17 protein-coding genes are annotated in these 16,212 nt (G+C 62.1%); 9 read left to right on the top strand and 8 right to left on the bottom strand.

Annotated elements, in window-relative coordinates; all coding sequences use genetic code 11:
• Positions 1-164 precede the first annotated feature (164 nt).
• The 8 genes from folE2 to EKH80_RS20055 all read right to left on the bottom strand — a co-directional run bounded on the left by folE2 (position 165) and on the right by EKH80_RS20055 (position 7,404).
• Positions 165-1,073 carry a GTP cyclohydrolase FolE2 gene (folE2, locus tag EKH80_RS20090; protein ID WP_126686590.1) on the bottom strand — a complete coding sequence of 303 codons (909 nt, stop codon included), beginning with the start codon at positions 1,071-1,073 and terminating at the stop codon, positions 165-167.
• A 310-nt stretch (positions 1,074-1,383) separates the two neighbouring features.
• Positions 1,384-2,682: a S8 family serine peptidase gene (locus tag EKH80_RS20085; RefSeq protein WP_126686576.1), complete on the bottom strand. Its 1,299-nt coding sequence runs from the start codon at positions 2,680-2,682 to the stop codon at positions 1,384-1,386.
• Positions 2,679-3,323 carry an anti-sigma factor gene (locus tag EKH80_RS20080; RefSeq protein WP_126686575.1) on the bottom strand — a complete coding sequence of 215 codons (645 nt, stop codon included), beginning with the start codon at positions 3,321-3,323 and terminating at the stop codon, positions 2,679-2,681. The genes EKH80_RS20085 and EKH80_RS20080 overlap by 4 nt, the downstream gene beginning before the upstream one ends.
• Complete coding sequence (locus tag EKH80_RS20075) at positions 3,320-3,910, bottom strand: RNA polymerase sigma factor (RefSeq protein ID WP_126686574.1); 591 nt, start codon at positions 3,908-3,910, stop codon at positions 3,320-3,322. Before EKH80_RS20075 ends, EKH80_RS20080 begins: the two co-directional genes overlap by 4 nt.
• Before the next feature lie 70 nt (positions 3,911-3,980).
• On the bottom strand, positions 3,981-4,742 hold the full coding sequence (locus EKH80_RS20070; RefSeq protein ID WP_126686573.1) for a TorF family putative porin: 762 nt from the start codon (positions 4,740-4,742) through the stop codon (positions 3,981-3,983).
• Between the two features lie 233 nt (positions 4,743-4,975).
• On the bottom strand, positions 4,976-5,296 hold the full coding sequence (locus EKH80_RS20065) for a c-type cytochrome (RefSeq protein WP_126686589.1): 321 nt from the start codon (positions 5,294-5,296) through the stop codon (positions 4,976-4,978).
• Positions 5,297-5,454: 158 nt separating this feature from the next.
• Positions 5,455-6,801, bottom strand: coding sequence for a cytochrome C (locus EKH80_RS20060; protein ID WP_126686572.1), 1,347 nt, complete (start codon positions 6,799-6,801; stop codon positions 5,455-5,457).
• Between the two features lie 30 nt (positions 6,802-6,831).
• A complete protein-coding gene (locus EKH80_RS20055) occupies positions 6,832-7,404 on the bottom strand; it encodes a cytochrome b (RefSeq protein WP_196240413.1) in 573 nt (190 codons plus the stop codon).
• Positions 7,405-7,665: 261 nt separating this feature from the next.
• Between EKH80_RS20055 and EKH80_RS20050 the strand changes: the two genes are divergently transcribed.
• The 9 genes from EKH80_RS20050 to EKH80_RS20010 all read left to right on the top strand — a co-directional run bounded on the left by EKH80_RS20050 (position 7,666) and on the right by EKH80_RS20010 (position 16,126).
• A complete protein-coding gene (locus tag EKH80_RS20050; RefSeq protein WP_126686571.1) occupies positions 7,666-8,103 on the top strand; it encodes a sugar 3,4-ketoisomerase in 438 nt (145 codons plus the stop codon).
• Entirely contained in the window at positions 8,088-8,753 is a 666-nt protein-coding gene (locus tag EKH80_RS20045) for an acetyltransferase (RefSeq protein WP_126686570.1), read from the top strand. The genes EKH80_RS20050 and EKH80_RS20045 overlap by 16 nt, the downstream gene beginning before the upstream one ends.
• A 5-nt stretch (positions 8,754-8,758) precedes the next feature.
• On the top strand, positions 8,759-9,712 hold the full coding sequence (locus EKH80_RS20040) for a glycoside hydrolase family protein (RefSeq protein WP_126686587.1): 954 nt from the start codon (positions 8,759-8,761) through the stop codon (positions 9,710-9,712).
• Positions 9,699-10,634 carry a GNAT family N-acetyltransferase gene (locus tag EKH80_RS20035; RefSeq protein WP_126686569.1) on the top strand — a complete coding sequence of 312 codons (936 nt, stop codon included), beginning with the start codon at positions 9,699-9,701 and terminating at the stop codon, positions 10,632-10,634. The genes EKH80_RS20040 and EKH80_RS20035 overlap by 14 nt, the downstream gene beginning before the upstream one ends.
• A 192-nt stretch (positions 10,635-10,826) precedes the next feature.
• The gene (locus tag EKH80_RS20030) at positions 10,827-11,939 is read left to right on the top strand and encodes a DegT/DnrJ/EryC1/StrS family aminotransferase (RefSeq protein ID WP_126686568.1); all 1,113 of its coding nucleotides are present in this window, start codon (positions 10,827-10,829) and stop codon (positions 11,937-11,939) included.
• The gene (locus tag EKH80_RS20025; protein WP_126686567.1) at positions 11,936-13,186 is read left to right on the top strand and encodes an O-antigen translocase; all 1,251 of its coding nucleotides are present in this window, start codon (positions 11,936-11,938) and stop codon (positions 13,184-13,186) included. The genes EKH80_RS20030 and EKH80_RS20025 overlap by 4 nt, the downstream gene beginning before the upstream one ends.
• Positions 13,183-14,142, top strand: a complete 960-nt coding sequence (locus EKH80_RS20020) for a glycosyltransferase family 2 protein (RefSeq protein WP_126686566.1) — start codon at positions 13,183-13,185, stop codon at positions 14,140-14,142. The genes EKH80_RS20025 and EKH80_RS20020 overlap by 4 nt, the downstream gene beginning before the upstream one ends.
• Positions 14,139-15,272 carry an oligosaccharide repeat unit polymerase gene (locus EKH80_RS20015; protein WP_126686565.1) on the top strand — a complete coding sequence of 378 codons (1,134 nt, stop codon included), beginning with the start codon at positions 14,139-14,141 and terminating at the stop codon, positions 15,270-15,272. Before EKH80_RS20020 ends, EKH80_RS20015 begins: the two co-directional genes overlap by 4 nt.
• A complete protein-coding gene (locus EKH80_RS20010) occupies positions 15,269-16,126 on the top strand; it encodes a Wzz/FepE/Etk N-terminal domain-containing protein (RefSeq protein WP_230473844.1) in 858 nt (285 codons plus the stop codon). Before EKH80_RS20015 ends, EKH80_RS20010 begins: the two co-directional genes overlap by 4 nt.
• Positions 16,127-16,212: the final 86 nt, after the last annotated feature.

Raw genomic sequence — 16,212 nt, 5'->3', positions numbered from 1 at the left:
CAAGAGCCTTTTAGGCCATTTCTTTGGGTTACTTTTCTTTGGGCCAGCAAAGAAAAGTGACTCGGTCGCTTGCGACCGAAAGCGCCGCAGGCAATGTATCCATTTACGTCACACAGCAACCGTGCGGGATACAAAAACGGGGCCGTTGGGGTTTGCACCCCAACCTACAGAGCAATCCCTTTGCTCACACACGCCACCGCATCATGCGGATGCAAACTCTCCCAATGCTCCACCCTTACGTGGAAATCCTCGATGCTGCCATCAGCATCCAGCACTCGATGAATCCTTCGCGCCGCATCTTCGCAAAACATCAGGTTTCCGCCGTTGGCCAGCGCAAAGGCTTGCTCATCTTCGCGCTTGACAGCGGTCTGCACCGGCGTGCCTAGCGCGGCTTCGACGCGGTCGAGCAGGCTGATGACATTCAATGGTGCGCCTGAGGCAAAACCCACGCGTAGGCGGGCCACGCTGCGTTGCGCATGGGGTGTGGCGACAATACCCGTCTCGCCGCCTAGCCAGGCTAATACGGTGTCATGTTCCAATGGCTGGTCCGCAGGAAAATCCTGGGCGAATTGCCGTTGGATCAGCTGTCGGGACAACGCGGCCGAAGCAGGGCAGGTGGAGGAGTACAGCACCTGCGTACCCAACTCAAGGCGGAAACCTTCGTGACCCAGGCTGGCCTCGATGGAAACCGGATAGCTGCGCCAGCCGCTGTTGCCGCTGCGTAGGGCGCGGCGGCGTATCAGCGGCTGGAAATGGATGGCGATGCGCGCCTGGTCGGCCAGATCGCGATGCGAATCCAGCAAGGCCTGCAGCAGCGAAGCGAGCATGCCTGCTTCGAGTGCTTGGCGGCCTAGAAATTCATCGATCAGCAGGTACAAACGCGACATGTGGATACCGCGCTGGTCCTTGCGCACCAGGTTGACGAAGGCATCCACTTTGGCGCTGGCTCGCTGTAGCGTGCCGTCGCCGGCATCGAACAGCACCGGCATCTCGATACCCTGCATGCCGACAGCATCCAGCGTGTTGCCAAGCTGCTGTTGGGGATGGATGGCAATATCGGGCATCAGGCCCATGGCAGTGCTGATAGGTTTCACGTCGGCATTCTTGTCTAGGGATGATCTGATCTATTCCACGTACCCGTCACCACACTGTATGCGCGTCTGGCTGCGCCCCAGGGGCGAAGGCAGACTGTCTGTCTAGGCACTGGGGCGCAGCCAGACGCGCATACAGTGCGGCCCCCACATTTTAAATTTTAATGACGAGGTGACGTCCAGAAGGCCCGCAGGCCGTGCCGCGCGACCCACCCTGCGGGCCTTCTGGACGTCATGCCGGGTGCGTGGAATAGATCAGAGCATCCCTAGGTTACCGGCGACGCCAGGGCGATTAATGCGTGGTCTGGTGCGGATCGTGCAGGGCGGCTACCGCGGAGGCGGCGTTCACTTCCAGGGCGCCGTTGGAAGATTTGCTGCTTTTGAGCAGAAGATCGTGCACCGCATGCGCGTCCAGCCGAGGCGAGAGGGAAAGCAGCAAGGCGACGATGCCGCTTACGTGTGCTGCGGCCATGGACGATCCGGAAGTGAAGTCGTAGCCGCCACCCGGCTGGGTGGTAAGGATGTCCTTGCCAGGGGCGCTCAATACATCTACCGACGCGGCTGAGGCGTCGCTGATGCGTACCACGATGACACCAGGCGCGTTATCGGGAAATCCATTGAGGCTGCCATCCGGCGGCAAGGCGGCCACCACAATGCGGCCCTGGCTGAGCAATTGCGCCAACAGCTTGTCGAGCAAGGGATCGTCCGGGCCGCCCAGGCTCAGGTTCACGATGCGTGCATCGGTATCGATGATCGCCGCCAGCGCCTTGGCCAGCGAGAATGAATTGCAGTGCGCGCCGGCGTGCGGTGCAAGTGCATACCAGCACGCCTTGTACAAGCTGAGCACAGCCTTGGGCGCGATGCCGACTATACCCTGGTGATTGTCGGCATCGGCGGCGATCACGCCCGCGACTTCGGTGCCGTGGTGATCATGATTGAACGCGGCATCATCGTCGTCCACCAAGTCGTGGGTATCGTGGATGCGCCCCTGCAGATCCGGATGGGTAAGGTCGGCGCCGGTGTCGACCACCGCAATGTGCACGCCTTCGCCCTGGCTGATGTCGTGCGCGAGCGCCGCGTCGGTTTCCACAAAGCCGCGTTGCAGATCGACATAGGGATCGTTGTAACGATGATGCGTCTGTGCCGCCACCGTTGCATACACCGAGTAATCCTGCAGCGGCTGCGCGAGCTTCACGCGATCGTCCGCGGCCAGCGTCTTGAGCAGCGCATCGCGATCCGTGCCTGCGGGTGTTTTCACCACTACGCAATACACGCCGAGCGCCTTGATTGGCCAGCCGATGACTTGGTGCAAGTTGTAGTGCCGCTTAAGTTCGGCAAGCGCGGAGACGGCCCGTTGTCCGGCGCCGTAATAGCCGGCCGGCACATACCCCAGCAGGCTGGAGCCGGCATGCAGGGCCGGAGGGTCGATCGGGTTGGCGACAGCCAGCACGATGTCGTGCTGGCTGTCCATGCTGGAGACGGGCGATGCGTGGCCGGTATCTGCCGCTGCGGCTGTTGGTGCCTGTACGCTCAGGCAGGCCAGTGCTGCGGCAAGAGCGAACGCCGGGTATCGCCGGGCGCCGGCTTTCATGGTGCTCCGGTCACCGGTTCTGCCAGGCGGATGCCGCGCGCGGCACGCAATTGCTGCAAAGTGTTCGGCTTGCTCGCCTTGGCGTTGACCGGCGCCAGCGTGTAAGCGCCGACTTCGTTGGGTCCGCCCACCACTTGCAACTGCAGCGAATGCAGCAAGGCGTTCCACTCGGCCATGGTCATGCTGGCGTCGGGGACGACTCGAATGGCACCCGGTGTGGCGGTCGTCGCCTCTTCCTGGCTGAGCGTGCGGTAGCCGACAGGATCGCCCGCCGACCACATCTTCAGTCCCAATGCACCGATGCCGATGGCCTGGATCAGCACGGCCGCCACCAGGGCGCGGGTCAGCCAGCCGCCTGCGCCTACGCGCGTACGATTGGGTTCTTCCACCGCCGGCGCATCGAGACGGCCAAGCAGCTGTTGCAGGCCGGCTTCTGCATCGACCTTGACATCCGATGGAAGCGACATGGCCTGCTTCAGGCGCTTCTGCTGCTCGAACTCAACGCGGCACGCTTCGCATTGCGCCAGGTGGCTCGCAAGCCAATCAGTCTGTTTCCTGGTCGCCCTGTTCTGCAGCACCCACGGCATCATTTCCCATGCACGCGGACAGTCCTGGCCGAAATATGGAGCTAACATCTTCATGGTACCTGATCTTTACGCTCTTTAACGGCGACCGAGCCTTCAGCCAAGGCAGGTAGAACATTGCGCAGCTTCACGCGGGCATGGAACAGCCTGGCTTTCACCGTGCCTACCGGGCATTGCATGATGGTGGCGACATCGTCCAGAGTGTGACCTTCTCCGTATACCAGTTCCACTACTACGCGCTGGTCCGTAGACAGGCGTTCGAGCCCCTTGCTCAACCAGTCGCGCAGTTCACGATCTTCGTCAGGGTCGTCGGCAGGCGCGCGTTCTTCCGCAATGCTGTCTTCCACCGCCTCTTCGCCATGTTGCCGCAGCGCCTTCAGTCCGCAGCGGTAGGCAATGCCCATGATCCAGGTGGAGACGCGCGAATCGCCACGGAAGTCGGCGGCCTTCTGCCATGCGATCCAGAAGCAGTCGTTGATGACTTCTTCGATGATGTCGGGACGCCGGCTCAGGCGCGACAGAAACCGGCACAATCGACCGTGGTAGCTGCGGTAGAGGGTTGCCAACGCAGCGCGGTCGCCGGTAGACATGCGCTGCAGCAACACACGGTCGGTAGCATCGGCGGGAATGTCGGCATCGTTCATGATTTTTATGACCCGATAGCGTTAGTTCACTGGATGAGTGCTGCTCAAGCGCTAGAAGGTTGCCTTTACGTCAAAAGGACCACGCGATCGTCGCGACCCACGGGGCAGCTGCCAAGCTTCGCTGCGATGGATCCGTGGCGACACGGTCCAGCTCTACCCGCCAGGCCTGGTAGGTCCAGGCCAGGCCCAGGTGGCCGTAGCCGTAGTATGAACTCGTGCGCGGGCGGCGGTAGGGGTAATAGCCTCCGCCGTAGTAGTAGCCCCAGGCTTCATGGCTGCCATAGGTGCTGCTGCCGTAGTAGGGCGTGGTGGACAGGGGCTGGGCTACCCCCACCCCGGCGGAAACGGAGAAGTGCGCCGGCAAGGGCCAGTGAAAATCCACGTCGGCCGCGCCGCGCGGTTGGTGATTGCTGCCGCGGGTGAGGCGGATGGCTGACAGCCCGAAGGTGAGCACGTCCCGGTACATCCAGTTGATGCTGGCCTCGGCCCGGTCGAAGGCGCGCGCGCGGGCATTGCCGGGGTAGGTGTAATAGACCAGTCCCGCCTGCATACGCCAGTCATCGGCAAGCGACCAGTAATGCCCGACCTGGGCGAGGGCTTCGGAGCCATGGCCGGTCGAGCGCAACGGGGTCCCGGCAGACAGTCCCAGCACCCAGCCGTTGGCCGAAGTCCAGGAGCCGGCAGCTTGCAGGAAGGGGGTGACCGGTGTGATCGCCAGGCCTCGATCGACCAGTTGCGAACTGAGCGCCACGGCGCCGTTGAGGTTGCTCGTCTGGGCGTGCGTCGGCGTGACGGCGATCGCCATCGACAGCGAGGCGACAGCTATGCGCATAAAAGGGCGTCCAAGAGCGAGCGATGCCTTCATGGCTTTAGCCTTGGCACGGCCATGGCGCCGTGCCGTATGGCCGGCCACGGGCGAAACGCGGCCCATCATCGCTGGCTGGGGACCGTTGCAGGACATCACAGAAAGTTTCGATCAAGCGTACGGCGCATGGGCTATGACAATAACGCCTTACCTGAGATATGACCGGCTTATAGTCGATCCCATCGTGCAAGGGAATGTCATCAGTGCAGGGTGCCCAGGTAGGTAAGCAGGTCGTCCAGCTGTTTCGGGTCGTCCAGTCCGTCGTATTTCATGCGGGTACCGGGGTTGGCCTTCCTGGCCGGCTGCGACAGATACCAATGCAGCTTGTCCGTGGTCCAGATCCATTTGCCTTGCGTGAGCGCATCCGTGTACTTGTAGTTCGGTGCGGTGCCGGCTGGACGTCCCACGATGCCGAACAGGCTGGGGCCTTTCTTGTTCTTGCCCTGCTTGGGGCTATGGCATTCGGCGCATTCGGACTTGAACACATCCGCGCCCGCACCGGCATCGCCGGCTCGAAGCATGGGCGAGGCCAGCGTCCAGCCGAGCAAAAGTCCCGCTACTGCCGAACCACGCAACCACCGCCGCAAAAATCGTTGGCTCACTACATCGACTCCTGATTTCAAAGGGGGACGACCAGCATGCACGTAGGCTTAGGTTGCCAAACCCAGCCTAGGATGGGTCAGAACGCAACACTGGCAAACAACAGGAAGGCATTCAAATCCCGAGCATTGGTCGCCGGTGCACCCGGTGGTGCGCCAAAAACATTGCTGCTGCTGCCGTTGAACTTGTTGAAGCGGAACCACTCTGCGGCCAGACGCAAGTTGGCGATGGACGTAAAGGAGTCGTCCTTGCCGAAGGGTGTCCAGAACACGGTGAACGAATTACTTGAGGTTTCCGGCTGGCCATACGGCACAAAGCGCACGATGTCGTGCGTGCCGGTGCTCACCATATGGGCGATCGTCACGCCATAGCTCTGCTTGAAGACATAGGTGAGCGTAAGCGTCTGGTCGTGCACAACGCCTCGAGGCTGCGCCACCTGGCCGGGCAGGGGCCCTAATGGCGTGGTCGCATAGCGTCGGCGCTCCATGATGTTCACGTAGGCAAACTGCACGATGTTCTCGTGGTTGCCCAGGTACTGATAGGTCACGTCATAGCCGAGATCGGTGAGGTGTTCGCTCGGACCGCTGCGCGGCCGCTGGCGCATGGTGGTCAGGCCCACCAGGCCGGCGGAGACGAATTGCCGCTTGAAATCCCGCATGTAGGCAAAGCGTGCGTACACGGTGTTGCTGAACCTGCCGGGGTCACCTGAGCGCGTGTAGCCCAGGTCGTACTGCGTCGAAACCGGTAGCGAATTGTAGGTACCCAGCTCGCCATACCAGTTCTTGTCGTACAAGGTGTAGACAGTGGCCCCGATCACGCGATGCGACAAGTTGTTCGCGCTGGAAGGGTTGAGCAGCGTGCCCGACACCGTCGGTGGACCGTTCAACGTGTTGGCGGGCAGGGCATCGACCGGATCAGTGAAGCCCGGACTGTTGTTGACGCTGACGCCGATCAAGGCCTCCTTGCCGCCGAGGTTGAGATCCTTGGCGACAAAACGCAGATCCAGGTCGTTTAGCTGCGTAATGAATTTGTCCTGGCCGTTGTTGTAGTCCGCCACTTTCACGAAGCCGCCCACATGGTCGGTGACACGTCCGGCCAGATAGATATCGGCTTCGCTGAGCAGATTGCTGCTCTGGCCTTTCGCCGGCACGATGCGCCTTCCGTTGATCTGGACGGCCAGCGGGATTTTGGTGCCCTGGCCATTCGTATCGGTGTAGCCATTCATCTTGAAGCGCATGCCGTAAGGCGTTAGCGCAGGGCCGTAGGCACCGGCATGGCAGTCAGCGCACGCGGAGCCGGTCTGCCGCGCATAGGCGGGCACCGCTTGAGCCGTCTGTACGGCAAGCAGCGGCAGCGCGGCAAGGCCGTACCACAAATGCAGCTTCCTGGGCCGGCACGGCGCGTGTCGGTGCAGGTAAGTTTGCATGGCATTCTCCTTCGCTTGAGTGGATACGGGTCATTCGTTGCGCTGGCGCTGCAGCCACATGGCCCGCAGCAAGCCATCGCGCAGTACAAAGTGATGCCAAAGTGCTGCCGATACGTGCATGGCCACCAGCCCCAGCAGCAGGCAGGCGACCCCCAGATGCCACTGCTGCAAGGTATCGGCGAGGTCCTCGTCGGCCGTCACCAGTGACGGCAGCGTCAGCCCGAACAGATGCACCGGCTTACCCTCGGCGCTGCTGAGCACCCAGCCAAGCAGCGGTTGGACCAGCAGCACGACATAGAGAGCGAAATGCACCGTTCCCGCTGCGACGCGTGTGGCAACCGTCGTCTTCCCCACGGGCGGCAATTTGCCGATGCGGATGCGTACCGCTGCGCGAATGAAAAACAAAGCGAGCACGACCAGGCCGAAGTGGCGATGGATTTCTAGCAACCATTGTCGCGCGGCGCGTGTCGCCACTTCGTCACGAACCAGGATGGCGGTTGCCGCACCGAGCAGGCACAACACGGTAAGCCAATGCAGCGCCACCAGCTTGCGCGGACGCGCGGGCACGGCTTCCTTGCAGGCCGTTTCGTTGTATGTCGCCATTGCTCTCCCCGTAGCCCAAGAGACTGGATCTGCTTCGACATGTGCTTGCGCGGGGGCGGAAGGAGACCTCTGCCCTTGAGTGCAGGCGCGGGGGAGAAAGGTTGCGGCGAGGTTTTACTTTTTCTTTGCCTTCGGCGGCGCCGGCTTTGCCTCGTCGCCATTCCGGCGAAGAACGGAGTGCGAGGGGTAGCCAGCCCGCGCAACCTTTTTCTGGCCTGGGGGCACTCAACTCCGTAAATCACTCCCAGTTGCTGGCCAACCATGCAAATCCAACGAGTGCAGCTGCAGCAGCATGGCGACGAGCGCGGCATGCTCGTTGCTTTGGAGAAGGATCGCAACGTGCCGTTCGAAATTCGGCGGGTGTATTACCTGTTTGCCACCAAGCAGCACGTGCACCGCGGCCAGCACGCGCATCGACATCTCAATCAGCTGGCGGTGACGGTGCGCGGTTCGGTGACTTTTCTGCTCGATGACGGCAGCGGGCCGGTGGAAGTGGTGCTGGATGATCCCGCGCGGGGCTTGCTGCTCGGAAGCATGGTGTGGCGGGATATGTACGATTTCAGCGAGGACTGCGTGCTGATGGTGCTGGCCGACCAGTTGTACGACCCGGCCGACTACATCACCAATTACGACGAATTCCTGCGCGAGGTGAACGGCCCCATGCTGCGAGGGGACATGGCCGCATGCCAAAGCCTCTAGTCCTCATCGGCGCGGGCGAGTTTGCGCAAATCGCCTGCGAGTACTTCCAGCACGACAGCGACTACGAGGTCAGGGCCTTCAGTGTCGAGCGCGAATATCTCAAACAGCCGACGCTGATGGATCGCCCGGTGGTCGCGCTCGAATCCCTTCAGGCCGACTATCCGCCCGATGAAGTCGATGTGTTCGTGGCTGTGCCGGCCAGCCAGCTTAACCGACTGCGTACACGGCTTTACCAGCAAGCCAAGGCCAAAGGCTATCGTTTCGCCAGGTACATCAGTTCGCGCGCCTTCGTATGGCGCAATGCGGAGGTAGGGGAAAACAGCTTCATTTTCGAAAACAACGTGATCCAGCCGTTCGTGCGCATCGGCAACAACGTTGTCCTGTGGAGCGGCAATCACGTCGGGCATCGCACGGTCGTGCACGACCATGTGTTTGTCGCCTCGCATGCGGTAATTTCCGGCTATTGCGAAATCGGCGAGCACAGCTTCGTGGGAGTGAACGCCACCTTCAATGATCATGTGAAAGTCGCACCCGACTGCGTGATCGGTTCCGGCGCGCTGGTGGTGAAGGATACGGAGCCCGGCAAGGTCTACGTTGGTTCGCCGGCGCGCGCCGTGCCCGGCCGTTCCAGTCTGGATGTGAGGCTCTAATGCCGATGTTTGCCTGGACCAAGCGTGGACTGGTGTTCGAGCCTGCGCGGCGCGGCGTTGGCGGCTGGATGCAGCATTCTGCGCTTACTCCCACGCCGTACCGGCTGAACGATGAGGCCATTCGCGTCTACGCGGGATTTCGAGACGCACAGGGCGTGAGCCGCATTGGTTACGTCGATGTCCTGGCGGAAGATCCCTTGGTCGTCTTGCGGGTCAGCGCCGAACCGGTGCTGGAGATCGGACGCGGCGGTTGTTTCGACGACAACGGCATGATCCTCGGCGATGTGGTCCAGGCGCCGGGCGGACTGCACATGTTCTATGTGGGCTTCCAGCGCGTAGCCAAGGCGAAGTTCCTGGCGTTTACCGGATTGGCCCTTTCCAGCGACGGCGGAGAAAGCTTTCAACGGCGGCAGGAGACGCCGATTCTGGATCGCGCGCCAGGCCGCAGCACGATCGCCGCGGTGCATTCGGCGATGTGGGCGAACGGCCGCTGGCGCCTGTGGTACGCGGTAGGGGATGACTGGGAGCAGATTGGCGGCCAGCCGTACCCGCGTTACCACATTCGCTATCTGGAGACGGATTCGTTGGACCGGATGCCGCACGAGGATCGCATCTGCCTGCTGCCGCGCGGCACCGAATACCGAATTGGCCGGCCCCGTGTGTATCGCATGGACGGCAGGTACGTCATGGTCTTCACGCGCGGCAACGTCACCGGCGAATACTTTCCCGGGCTCGCCTACAGTGACGATGGTGTGCACTGGGAGCGGCACGACGAAGCCCTGGGTCTGGAGTTGTCGGCCGAAGGCTGGGATTCGCGCACGCTTTGCTATCCCGCCCTGATTCAGCAGGGCGACCACTGGCTGATGTTCTACAACGGTAACGACATGGGCATGGATGGCTTCGGCGTGGCCGAGACTGCCGCCGTGCACGTCGACGGTGCAGCGCATGTTCACGCTTAGACGCTACGCGCCTGCCGACGCCCCGCAATGGGACACCGTGATCGGACATTCGAGGACCGGCAACTTTTTGCACCGGCGCGCTTATATGGATTACCACGCCGACCGCTTCACCGATGCTTCGTTGATCGTGCAGCGCAACGATGAGGCGGTGGCGGTTTTTCCCGTCAGCCTGAGGGACGGTGTGGCGACAAGCCATGGCGGCCTTACCTATGCGGGATTGATAACGACACGTGCCATGCGTACCGAATGGGCGCTGGAGGTGTTCGAGCGGATCGGTGAACACTATCGCGCGCTTGGCGTAAAGCGCATCGTCTACAAGGCGGTGCCGCATGTTTTTCACGCCTATCCGGCCGAAGAAGACTTGTACGCTCTGCACCGGCTGGGCGCGCGGTTGCAGCGGCGCGATGTGGCTTCGGTAGTCGCCTTGCGCGAGCCGTTCGATTTCACCGAAGGGCGCAGGCGGGCGGTCGATAAGGCGAGGAAAACGGCGATCCGTTTGCAGAGGGGTACTGAGCTGGCGGATTTTCATGCGCTGCTATCTGAGGTGTTGCACCGCCGGCACGCGGTGGCGCCGACCCACAGCTTGGCGGAACTGTGCCTGCTGCGCAGTCGCTTCCCGCAGCAAATCGTGCTGCACGAGGCACGTGGCGAAGAGGCCCTGCTGGCCGGGGCGCTGGTTTATGACTTTGGCCGCGTGGTGCACACGCAGTATCTGGCGGCTTCCGAACAAGGACGCGAGTGCAATGCCTTGAATCTGCTGTTGGCGGAGCTGATCGAGCGCACTTATTCGGACCGGCAATACTTTTCGTTCGGGATTTCGACCGAGCAGGAAGGGCAGGTTCTCAACGGTGGCTTGATTGCGCAGAAGGAGTATTTCGGCGCGCGCGCCGTAGTGCACGATTTTTATGAGTGGGTGCTGTGATGAGCCCGCAATTCAATGCTTGCCATGATCTGCTCCCTTTCCCGCTTACAGGGGCGCGTACTTTCTTTTCTCTTCCTGCAAGCAGGAAGAGGTGGGGTGGGGTGAAGCCAACCTCGCGGCAAGCTCAAGCAACCCCACCCCAACCCTCTCCTGCCAAGCAGGGGAGGGAGCAGCCGCGTCCGGCGGTGTGATATGGACATCCCCTTCCTCAACCTCCAGGCCGTCAATGCCCGCTACGCCGACGATCTGAAAGCGGCCGCCGCGCGCGTCATCGATTCGGGCTGGTATATCCTCGGCCAGGAGCTGGCCGCCTTCGAACAGGAATTCGCCGATTATTGTGGCGTAAGTCATGCCGTTGGCGTAGGCAATGGCCTGGACGCGCTTTCGCTGATCCTGCGAGCCTATAAAGCACTGGGCGTGCTGTACGACGGCGACGAAGTGATCGTGCCCGGTAATACCTTCATCGCGAGTTTCCTCGCCATCACTGAAAACCGCCTGGTGCCGGTGCCGGTGGATCCTGACCCGGTCAGCTTCAATATCGATCCGGCCAGGGTGGCGGCGGCGATCGGACCGCGCACACGTGCAATCATGGCCGTGCATCTGTATGGGCAGTTGGCGGACATGCCGGCCCTGGCCGAATTGGCCGGGCGTCATCAGTTGCTGTTGATCGAAGACGCAGCGCAAGCGCACGGAGCGTCGAGCGGCGGACGCAGGGCTGGGGCGTTCGGGCACGCGGCCGGCTTCAGCTTTTTTCCGGCCAAGAACCTTGGCGCGCTGGGCGACGGCGGCGCGGTAGTCACCAACGACAAGCAGCTGGCTGATCGTGTCGCAGCTTTGCGCAACTACGGTTCCGAGGTGAAGTACCGGCATCTGTACCAGGGCGTCAATTCGCGGCTGGACGAGCTGCAGGCGGCCTTGTTGCGGGTAAAACTGAAGTATCTGGACGAGGACATCGCGCGCCGCCGCCAGGTGGCGCAGCGCTACCGCGCAGGCATTCATCATCCACAGATCCAACTGCCGTCAATCCCGGACGAAGAGCAGCATGTATGGCACCTGTTCGTCGTGCGTTGCGCACAACGCGATGCCTTGCAGCGGCACTTGCAGACCCATGGCATCCAGGCCCAGGTGCACTACCCGATTCCCCCCCATCGGCAATCGGCTTATCCCGCGTTGCATGACGTGCATCTGCCCATGACTGAACGCTTGCACCATGAAGTGTTGAGCCTGCCGATCGGGCCGATCCTGCGCGACGAGGATGTGAATCGCGTCATCGCCGCCTGCCAGTCCTTCGGGGGACACGTATGAATATCGTGCGCGCCGGCTTCTACTCCACCCTCGCCACAGGTGCGCGCCTGCTGGCCGGACTGGTGGTGATCAAGCTGGTGGCGTGGCTGGCCGGGCCGGAGGGCGTGGGCCGGTTGGGCCAGTTCATGAGCCTGATGTCGTTGCTGGCGGTGCTGGCAGGTGGTGGCATCAGTGCGGGCATCGTCAAATACGTGGCCGAATTCCGGCACGACACCCAAAAACTTTCACGCCTGCTGGCGGCGGCCTTGTGGTACGCCCTGTTTGCTTCCTGCCTGATGGGCTGCGCGGCATTGTTGTTGAGCAAGCAGCTCTCATGGTGGCTGCTGGGTGATATTCGCTACGAAAATCTAATCCGCGTGTTGGCGGTCGCCCAGCTTGGCATTGCGTTGGCGAACTACATCCTGGCCGTGATCAACGGCTTCATGGATGTGCGGCGGCTGGCCTTCATCCAGGTGCTTGGCTCGGCACTCAGCGTAGTGATGGCGGTGGGTCTGTCGCGCTGGCTGCATCTGTATGGCGTGCTGCTTGCGCTGGTGGTGGGGCAGCTGCTGTTGCTGGTGGTCGGCTTGCCGGCATGGCGGCGCAGCCCCTATTTCGAGCGCAGCATGCTGCGTATGCACTTTGACCGCGAGATGAGCCTGAAGCTGGCGGCTTTCTCGGTGATGACGCTCACCTCCGCCTTGCTGCCGCCATTGATCAACATTGTGGTGCGCAATCACCTGGCGCAGCAGTTCGGCTGGGAACAGGTAGGCTACTGGCAGGCGGTAAGCAAGGTCTCGGATGCCTATCTGCTGTTCCTGACCACCGCCATCAACATCTATTACCTGCCCAAGCTGGCCTCCACGCATGAGCGCGCATCGCTGACGGCAGAGCTGCGCGATGCGTATCGCCACCTGCTGCCGGCAGTGATTGTTCTGGCGGCTCTGGTCTATGCGCTGCGCGGCTGGGTCACGCGCATCCTGTTCAGCGCGGACTTCACCGCGGCCAATGCGCTGTACGGTCCGCAGCTGCTCGGCGACGTGATCAAGATCGCCTCGTTCATGCTGTCGTACCTGATGCTGGCCAAGGCCATGACGCGGCTGTTCGTGATCTCCGAATGCGTGTTCGCACTCAGTTACCTGGCCCTGGTCTACGTCTTCACCGCTTCGTTCGGGCTGATCGGCGCGATGTATGCCTTCGCGGTCAACTATCTGTTCTACCTTGCGTTCAACGTGGTGGTTGCGCGACGTTATCTGGGGGCGTTATGACGGCAGCAGCCAGCCACAAGCCTGTGAATGCCACGGTGAAGCCGCTGGTATCCGTGCTGATTCCGGCCTACAACCACGAGCGCTACGTCGAGCGCTGCCTGGACAGCGTGCTGGAAGATCCGTATCCGGCCAAGGAAATCGTGATCATCGATGACGGCTCCACCGATCGTACCGGTGAACGCATTGCCGAATGGGCCGCCCGGTACCGCGATCAGTTGCGGGTGGAATACGTGCACCAGGAGCAGAACCGAGGCATCGCGGCCACGTTGAACGAATTGGCGGCGCGCGCGCATGGTGAATTCCTGCGCCTGGGTGCCAGTGACGATTACCTGTTGCCGGGTGGCCTGGAAGCGCAGGTGCAGTATTTGCTGAACCATCCGCGCAAGCGCGCGGTGATCGGCGATTCGATCGTAGTGGACCAATACGGCAACAAGCTGCACGACAGCGGCATGCGCGACCTGCACGGGGCGGACAAGCGCCTGTACGCGACTGACGAGGGCATTCGCCGCGCCGTGATCAGCCACTGGGCGATCGGTGGTCCGGTCGCCTTGCTCAGGAAAAGTGCGCTGGAAACGGTCGACCGCTGGACCGAAGGGCTGCGCATCGACGACTGGGATTTTTTTCTGCGCCTCGCCGCGCGCGATGCGCTGGGCTTCATCGACCTGCCGGTTTGTGCCTATCGCCTGCACGGCAAGAATGTGAGCAGGACAAGGCATACCGCCACGCGTATCGTCAACCTTACCGAATCGTGGCGGGTCGCACGGCGTGGCGTGGAGCTGTTCGACGAACCTTACCGCACCTTGCTCAGGGCGCAATCGCATTACATCAGCGCCAAGATCGCCTTCCTGCAAAAGCGTTCGGTCCTGCTCGGCTGCCACATGCTGGCGTATCTGTCGCTGCTGGCGGCATCGAAAGTTCGCCTGCCGCCCTCCGGCAGGCTGGTGGAGAAAACATGAGCCGGCTGCTGCGCCTGCCGTCGGTTTACCTGGCCGTGCCGATTCTGCTGGCTTGCGCCCTCACGCTGCTCAGCTACGACCTGCCGGGCGATTACCTGCAGGGCATGCTGCTGCTGGTGATCACCGCGCTGGGTATTTTGCTGTTCGACGTGTTCGCCGGCCCGCGTTTGCCGCCGATGCCGGTCTTTCGTCAGCGCAACCATGTGGGCACGCGGGAATCGTTCGTGGCCTTGGCGTACGCTGCCGGCATCCTGGTGTTCTGCCTGCTGGACCTGCTGCTGTTTCCGATTCCTCTGCTGGACAACCCTTCTTCCTACGCCACGATGGAGGGCGGCCGCGAGCATGTCCGGCATATCTCCGATATGTGCTGGACCTTGCCGCCGATCGGCATGCTGTGCGTACGCAACAAGTGGTTGCGCAACTTGTTGGTCTTCATCGGCGTGGCGTTCCCGGTGCTGGTGATCGATCGCAACCGTCTGTTCGCTTCGCTGTTTTCGCTGGCCTTCGTGGTGGTGGTGCGACGGAGCGAGGCCAAGCCGCTGCCGTGGAAGGCGGTGGTGTTCATCGGCCTGCTCGGTGCCAGCGTGTTCTCCGTGCTGGGCATCCTGCGTTCGGGGACGCTGGATACGGTGACCTTGCCGTTCAGCGATACCTATCGGGCTGCACCGCCGGGCATCAAGTGGTTGCTGCTGTATATAAGTGCGGGCCCATACAACTTTGGCGCCATTCTCGCCAAGCACTACAGCAATGCCACTTTCCTGATCAATCAGCTGGTGCCGGGCGCCGGTTCGGTCGCCACCGCCGGCACCGGCATCCCGCTTGACGCGTCGAACATCAACGTCGGCACCGAGTTTTTCCCGTTCCTGATGGCATGGGGCCCGGCCGGAGCGGTGCTGTCGATGGTGGGCCTGTATGCATTGCTGGCATGGAGCGTGCGCCGCATGCATCCGGCAGCATCGCTGTTTCCCTTGCTGATTTTCCTGCGCATTTCCTACTGCTGCGTGATGTCGCCGTTCGCCCCGCAGGCCTACACCTTCACCAACGCCGGCTTCATCGGCGTGTGCCTGGTGCTGCAGCTGCTGGCGGCGTCACTGCCGAACAGATCGCATGCCTTGCATTCCTACCCATGAGCCCGACACCTATGCAACCCGACGAAATCTACCTGATCGACATGTGGCGGCTGCTGCGCCTGGAGTGGCGTTGGTTCCTGGCGGCCTTCGGCTTGGTCCTGCTGGCCACCCTTGCTTTCATGTTCACCACCAAGCCGCAATGGCAGGCCAACGCCTGGATCCAGATCGGCCAGGTCGGCGCAGCACCGTCGGGGCAGGATCTGAAAGCCGAGCCGCTGCAGCGCGTGCTTGAGCGTCTGCAACTGATACCGTTCCAGAATCAGGCGCTGCAAAGCATGGGCATCGCGCCGAATACGCCCGAAGCGGGTCTTTATCGCAAAAGCCTGAAGCTGGAGCCGCTGCCATATGCCGGACCGCTGATCAAGCTCAGCGTGCGTGCGCATTCGCCGCAACGGGCGCGTGAACTGGCTGAAGGGACGGTGGCCGAGCTGCAAGCCATTCATCGCGGGCTTGAAGCGGCGCAGCTCAAACTTGCCCATCAGCGTCTCGATGAGATTCAGAACAATCTGCAGAGTGTCACGGCCGAAAGGGATCGATTGCAGCAGGCCGTCGCCCAGGGCAAGGACAATCTCGCCTTCGCGCTGATGACCAGCAAGAACGACCAAATTCGCTCGCTGGAGCAAGCGCGCAGCGATCTGCTCGCTCGCCTCGATACCACTTATACGTACGACACTTCGCTGATGTGGCCGGTGTACGTGCCCGAACATCCGGTGTTTCCCAATCCTGTGCTGACGGGCGGTATGGGCGTGGTACTGGGCCTGTTTTTTGGGGTGGTCGCGGCAGTGGCCAGGAATGCGCGCAGACGCAGGAAGACGGTATCGGCCAAGGTGCGCCATCTGGCCGCGGGCGCTTAGTCCGGGATTGGGTCCCGGCCTGCGCGACACAAGGCCTCCCCATACAACCAAACCACCCACTCATCAGCACTCACCGGGTGCCCCAT

Source organism: Dyella choica, from assembly GCF_003977665.1.
GTDB lineage: Bacteria > Pseudomonadota > Gammaproteobacteria > Xanthomonadales > Rhodanobacteraceae > Dyella_B > Dyella_B choica.
The sequence above is the reverse complement of the archived record's forward strand: the minus strand, read 5'-3'. Positions and strand labels throughout refer to the sequence as shown.

Coding starts and splice junctions, on each gene's coding strand:
- folE2 (WP_126686590.1), bottom strand. CDS start 1,073: ATGGGCCTGATGCCCGATATTGCCATCCATCCCCAACAGCAGCTTGGC.
- EKH80_RS20085 (WP_126686576.1), bottom strand. CDS start 2,682: ATGAAAGCCGGCGCCCGGCGATACCCGGCGTTCGCTCTTGCCGCAGCA.
- EKH80_RS20080 (WP_126686575.1), bottom strand. CDS start 3,323: ATGAAGATGTTAGCTCCATATTTCGGCCAGGACTGTCCGCGTGCATGG.
- EKH80_RS20075 (WP_126686574.1), bottom strand. CDS start 3,910: ATGAACGATGCCGACATTCCCGCCGATGCTACCGACCGTGTGTTGCTG.
- EKH80_RS20070 (WP_126686573.1), bottom strand. CDS start 4,742: ATGCGCATAGCTGTCGCCTCGCTGTCGATGGCGATCGCCGTCACGCCG.
- EKH80_RS20065 (WP_126686589.1), bottom strand. CDS start 5,296: ATGCTTCGAGCCGGCGATGCCGGTGCGGGCGCGGATGTGTTCAAGTCC.
- EKH80_RS20060 (WP_126686572.1), bottom strand. CDS start 6,801: ATGCAAACTTACCTGCACCGACACGCGCCGTGCCGGCCCAGGAAGCTG.
- EKH80_RS20055 (WP_196240413.1), bottom strand. CDS start 7,404: ATGGCGACATACAACGAAACGGCCTGCAAGGAAGCCGTGCCCGCGCGT.
- EKH80_RS20050 (WP_126686571.1), top strand. CDS start 7,666: ATGCAAATCCAACGAGTGCAGCTGCAGCAGCATGGCGACGAGCGCGGC.
- EKH80_RS20045 (WP_126686570.1), top strand. CDS start 8,088: ATGCCAAAGCCTCTAGTCCTCATCGGCGCGGGCGAGTTTGCGCAAATC.
- EKH80_RS20040 (WP_126686587.1), top strand. CDS start 8,759: ATGTTTGCCTGGACCAAGCGTGGACTGGTGTTCGAGCCTGCGCGGCGC.
- EKH80_RS20035 (WP_126686569.1), top strand. CDS start 9,699: ATGTTCACGCTTAGACGCTACGCGCCTGCCGACGCCCCGCAATGGGAC.
- EKH80_RS20030 (WP_126686568.1), top strand. CDS start 10,827: ATGGACATCCCCTTCCTCAACCTCCAGGCCGTCAATGCCCGCTACGCC.
- EKH80_RS20025 (WP_126686567.1), top strand. CDS start 11,936: ATGAATATCGTGCGCGCCGGCTTCTACTCCACCCTCGCCACAGGTGCG.
- EKH80_RS20020 (WP_126686566.1), top strand. CDS start 13,183: ATGACGGCAGCAGCCAGCCACAAGCCTGTGAATGCCACGGTGAAGCCG.
- EKH80_RS20015 (WP_126686565.1), top strand. CDS start 14,139: ATGAGCCGGCTGCTGCGCCTGCCGTCGGTTTACCTGGCCGTGCCGATT.
- EKH80_RS20010 (WP_230473844.1), top strand. CDS start 15,269: ATGAGCCCGACACCTATGCAACCCGACGAAATCTACCTGATCGACATG.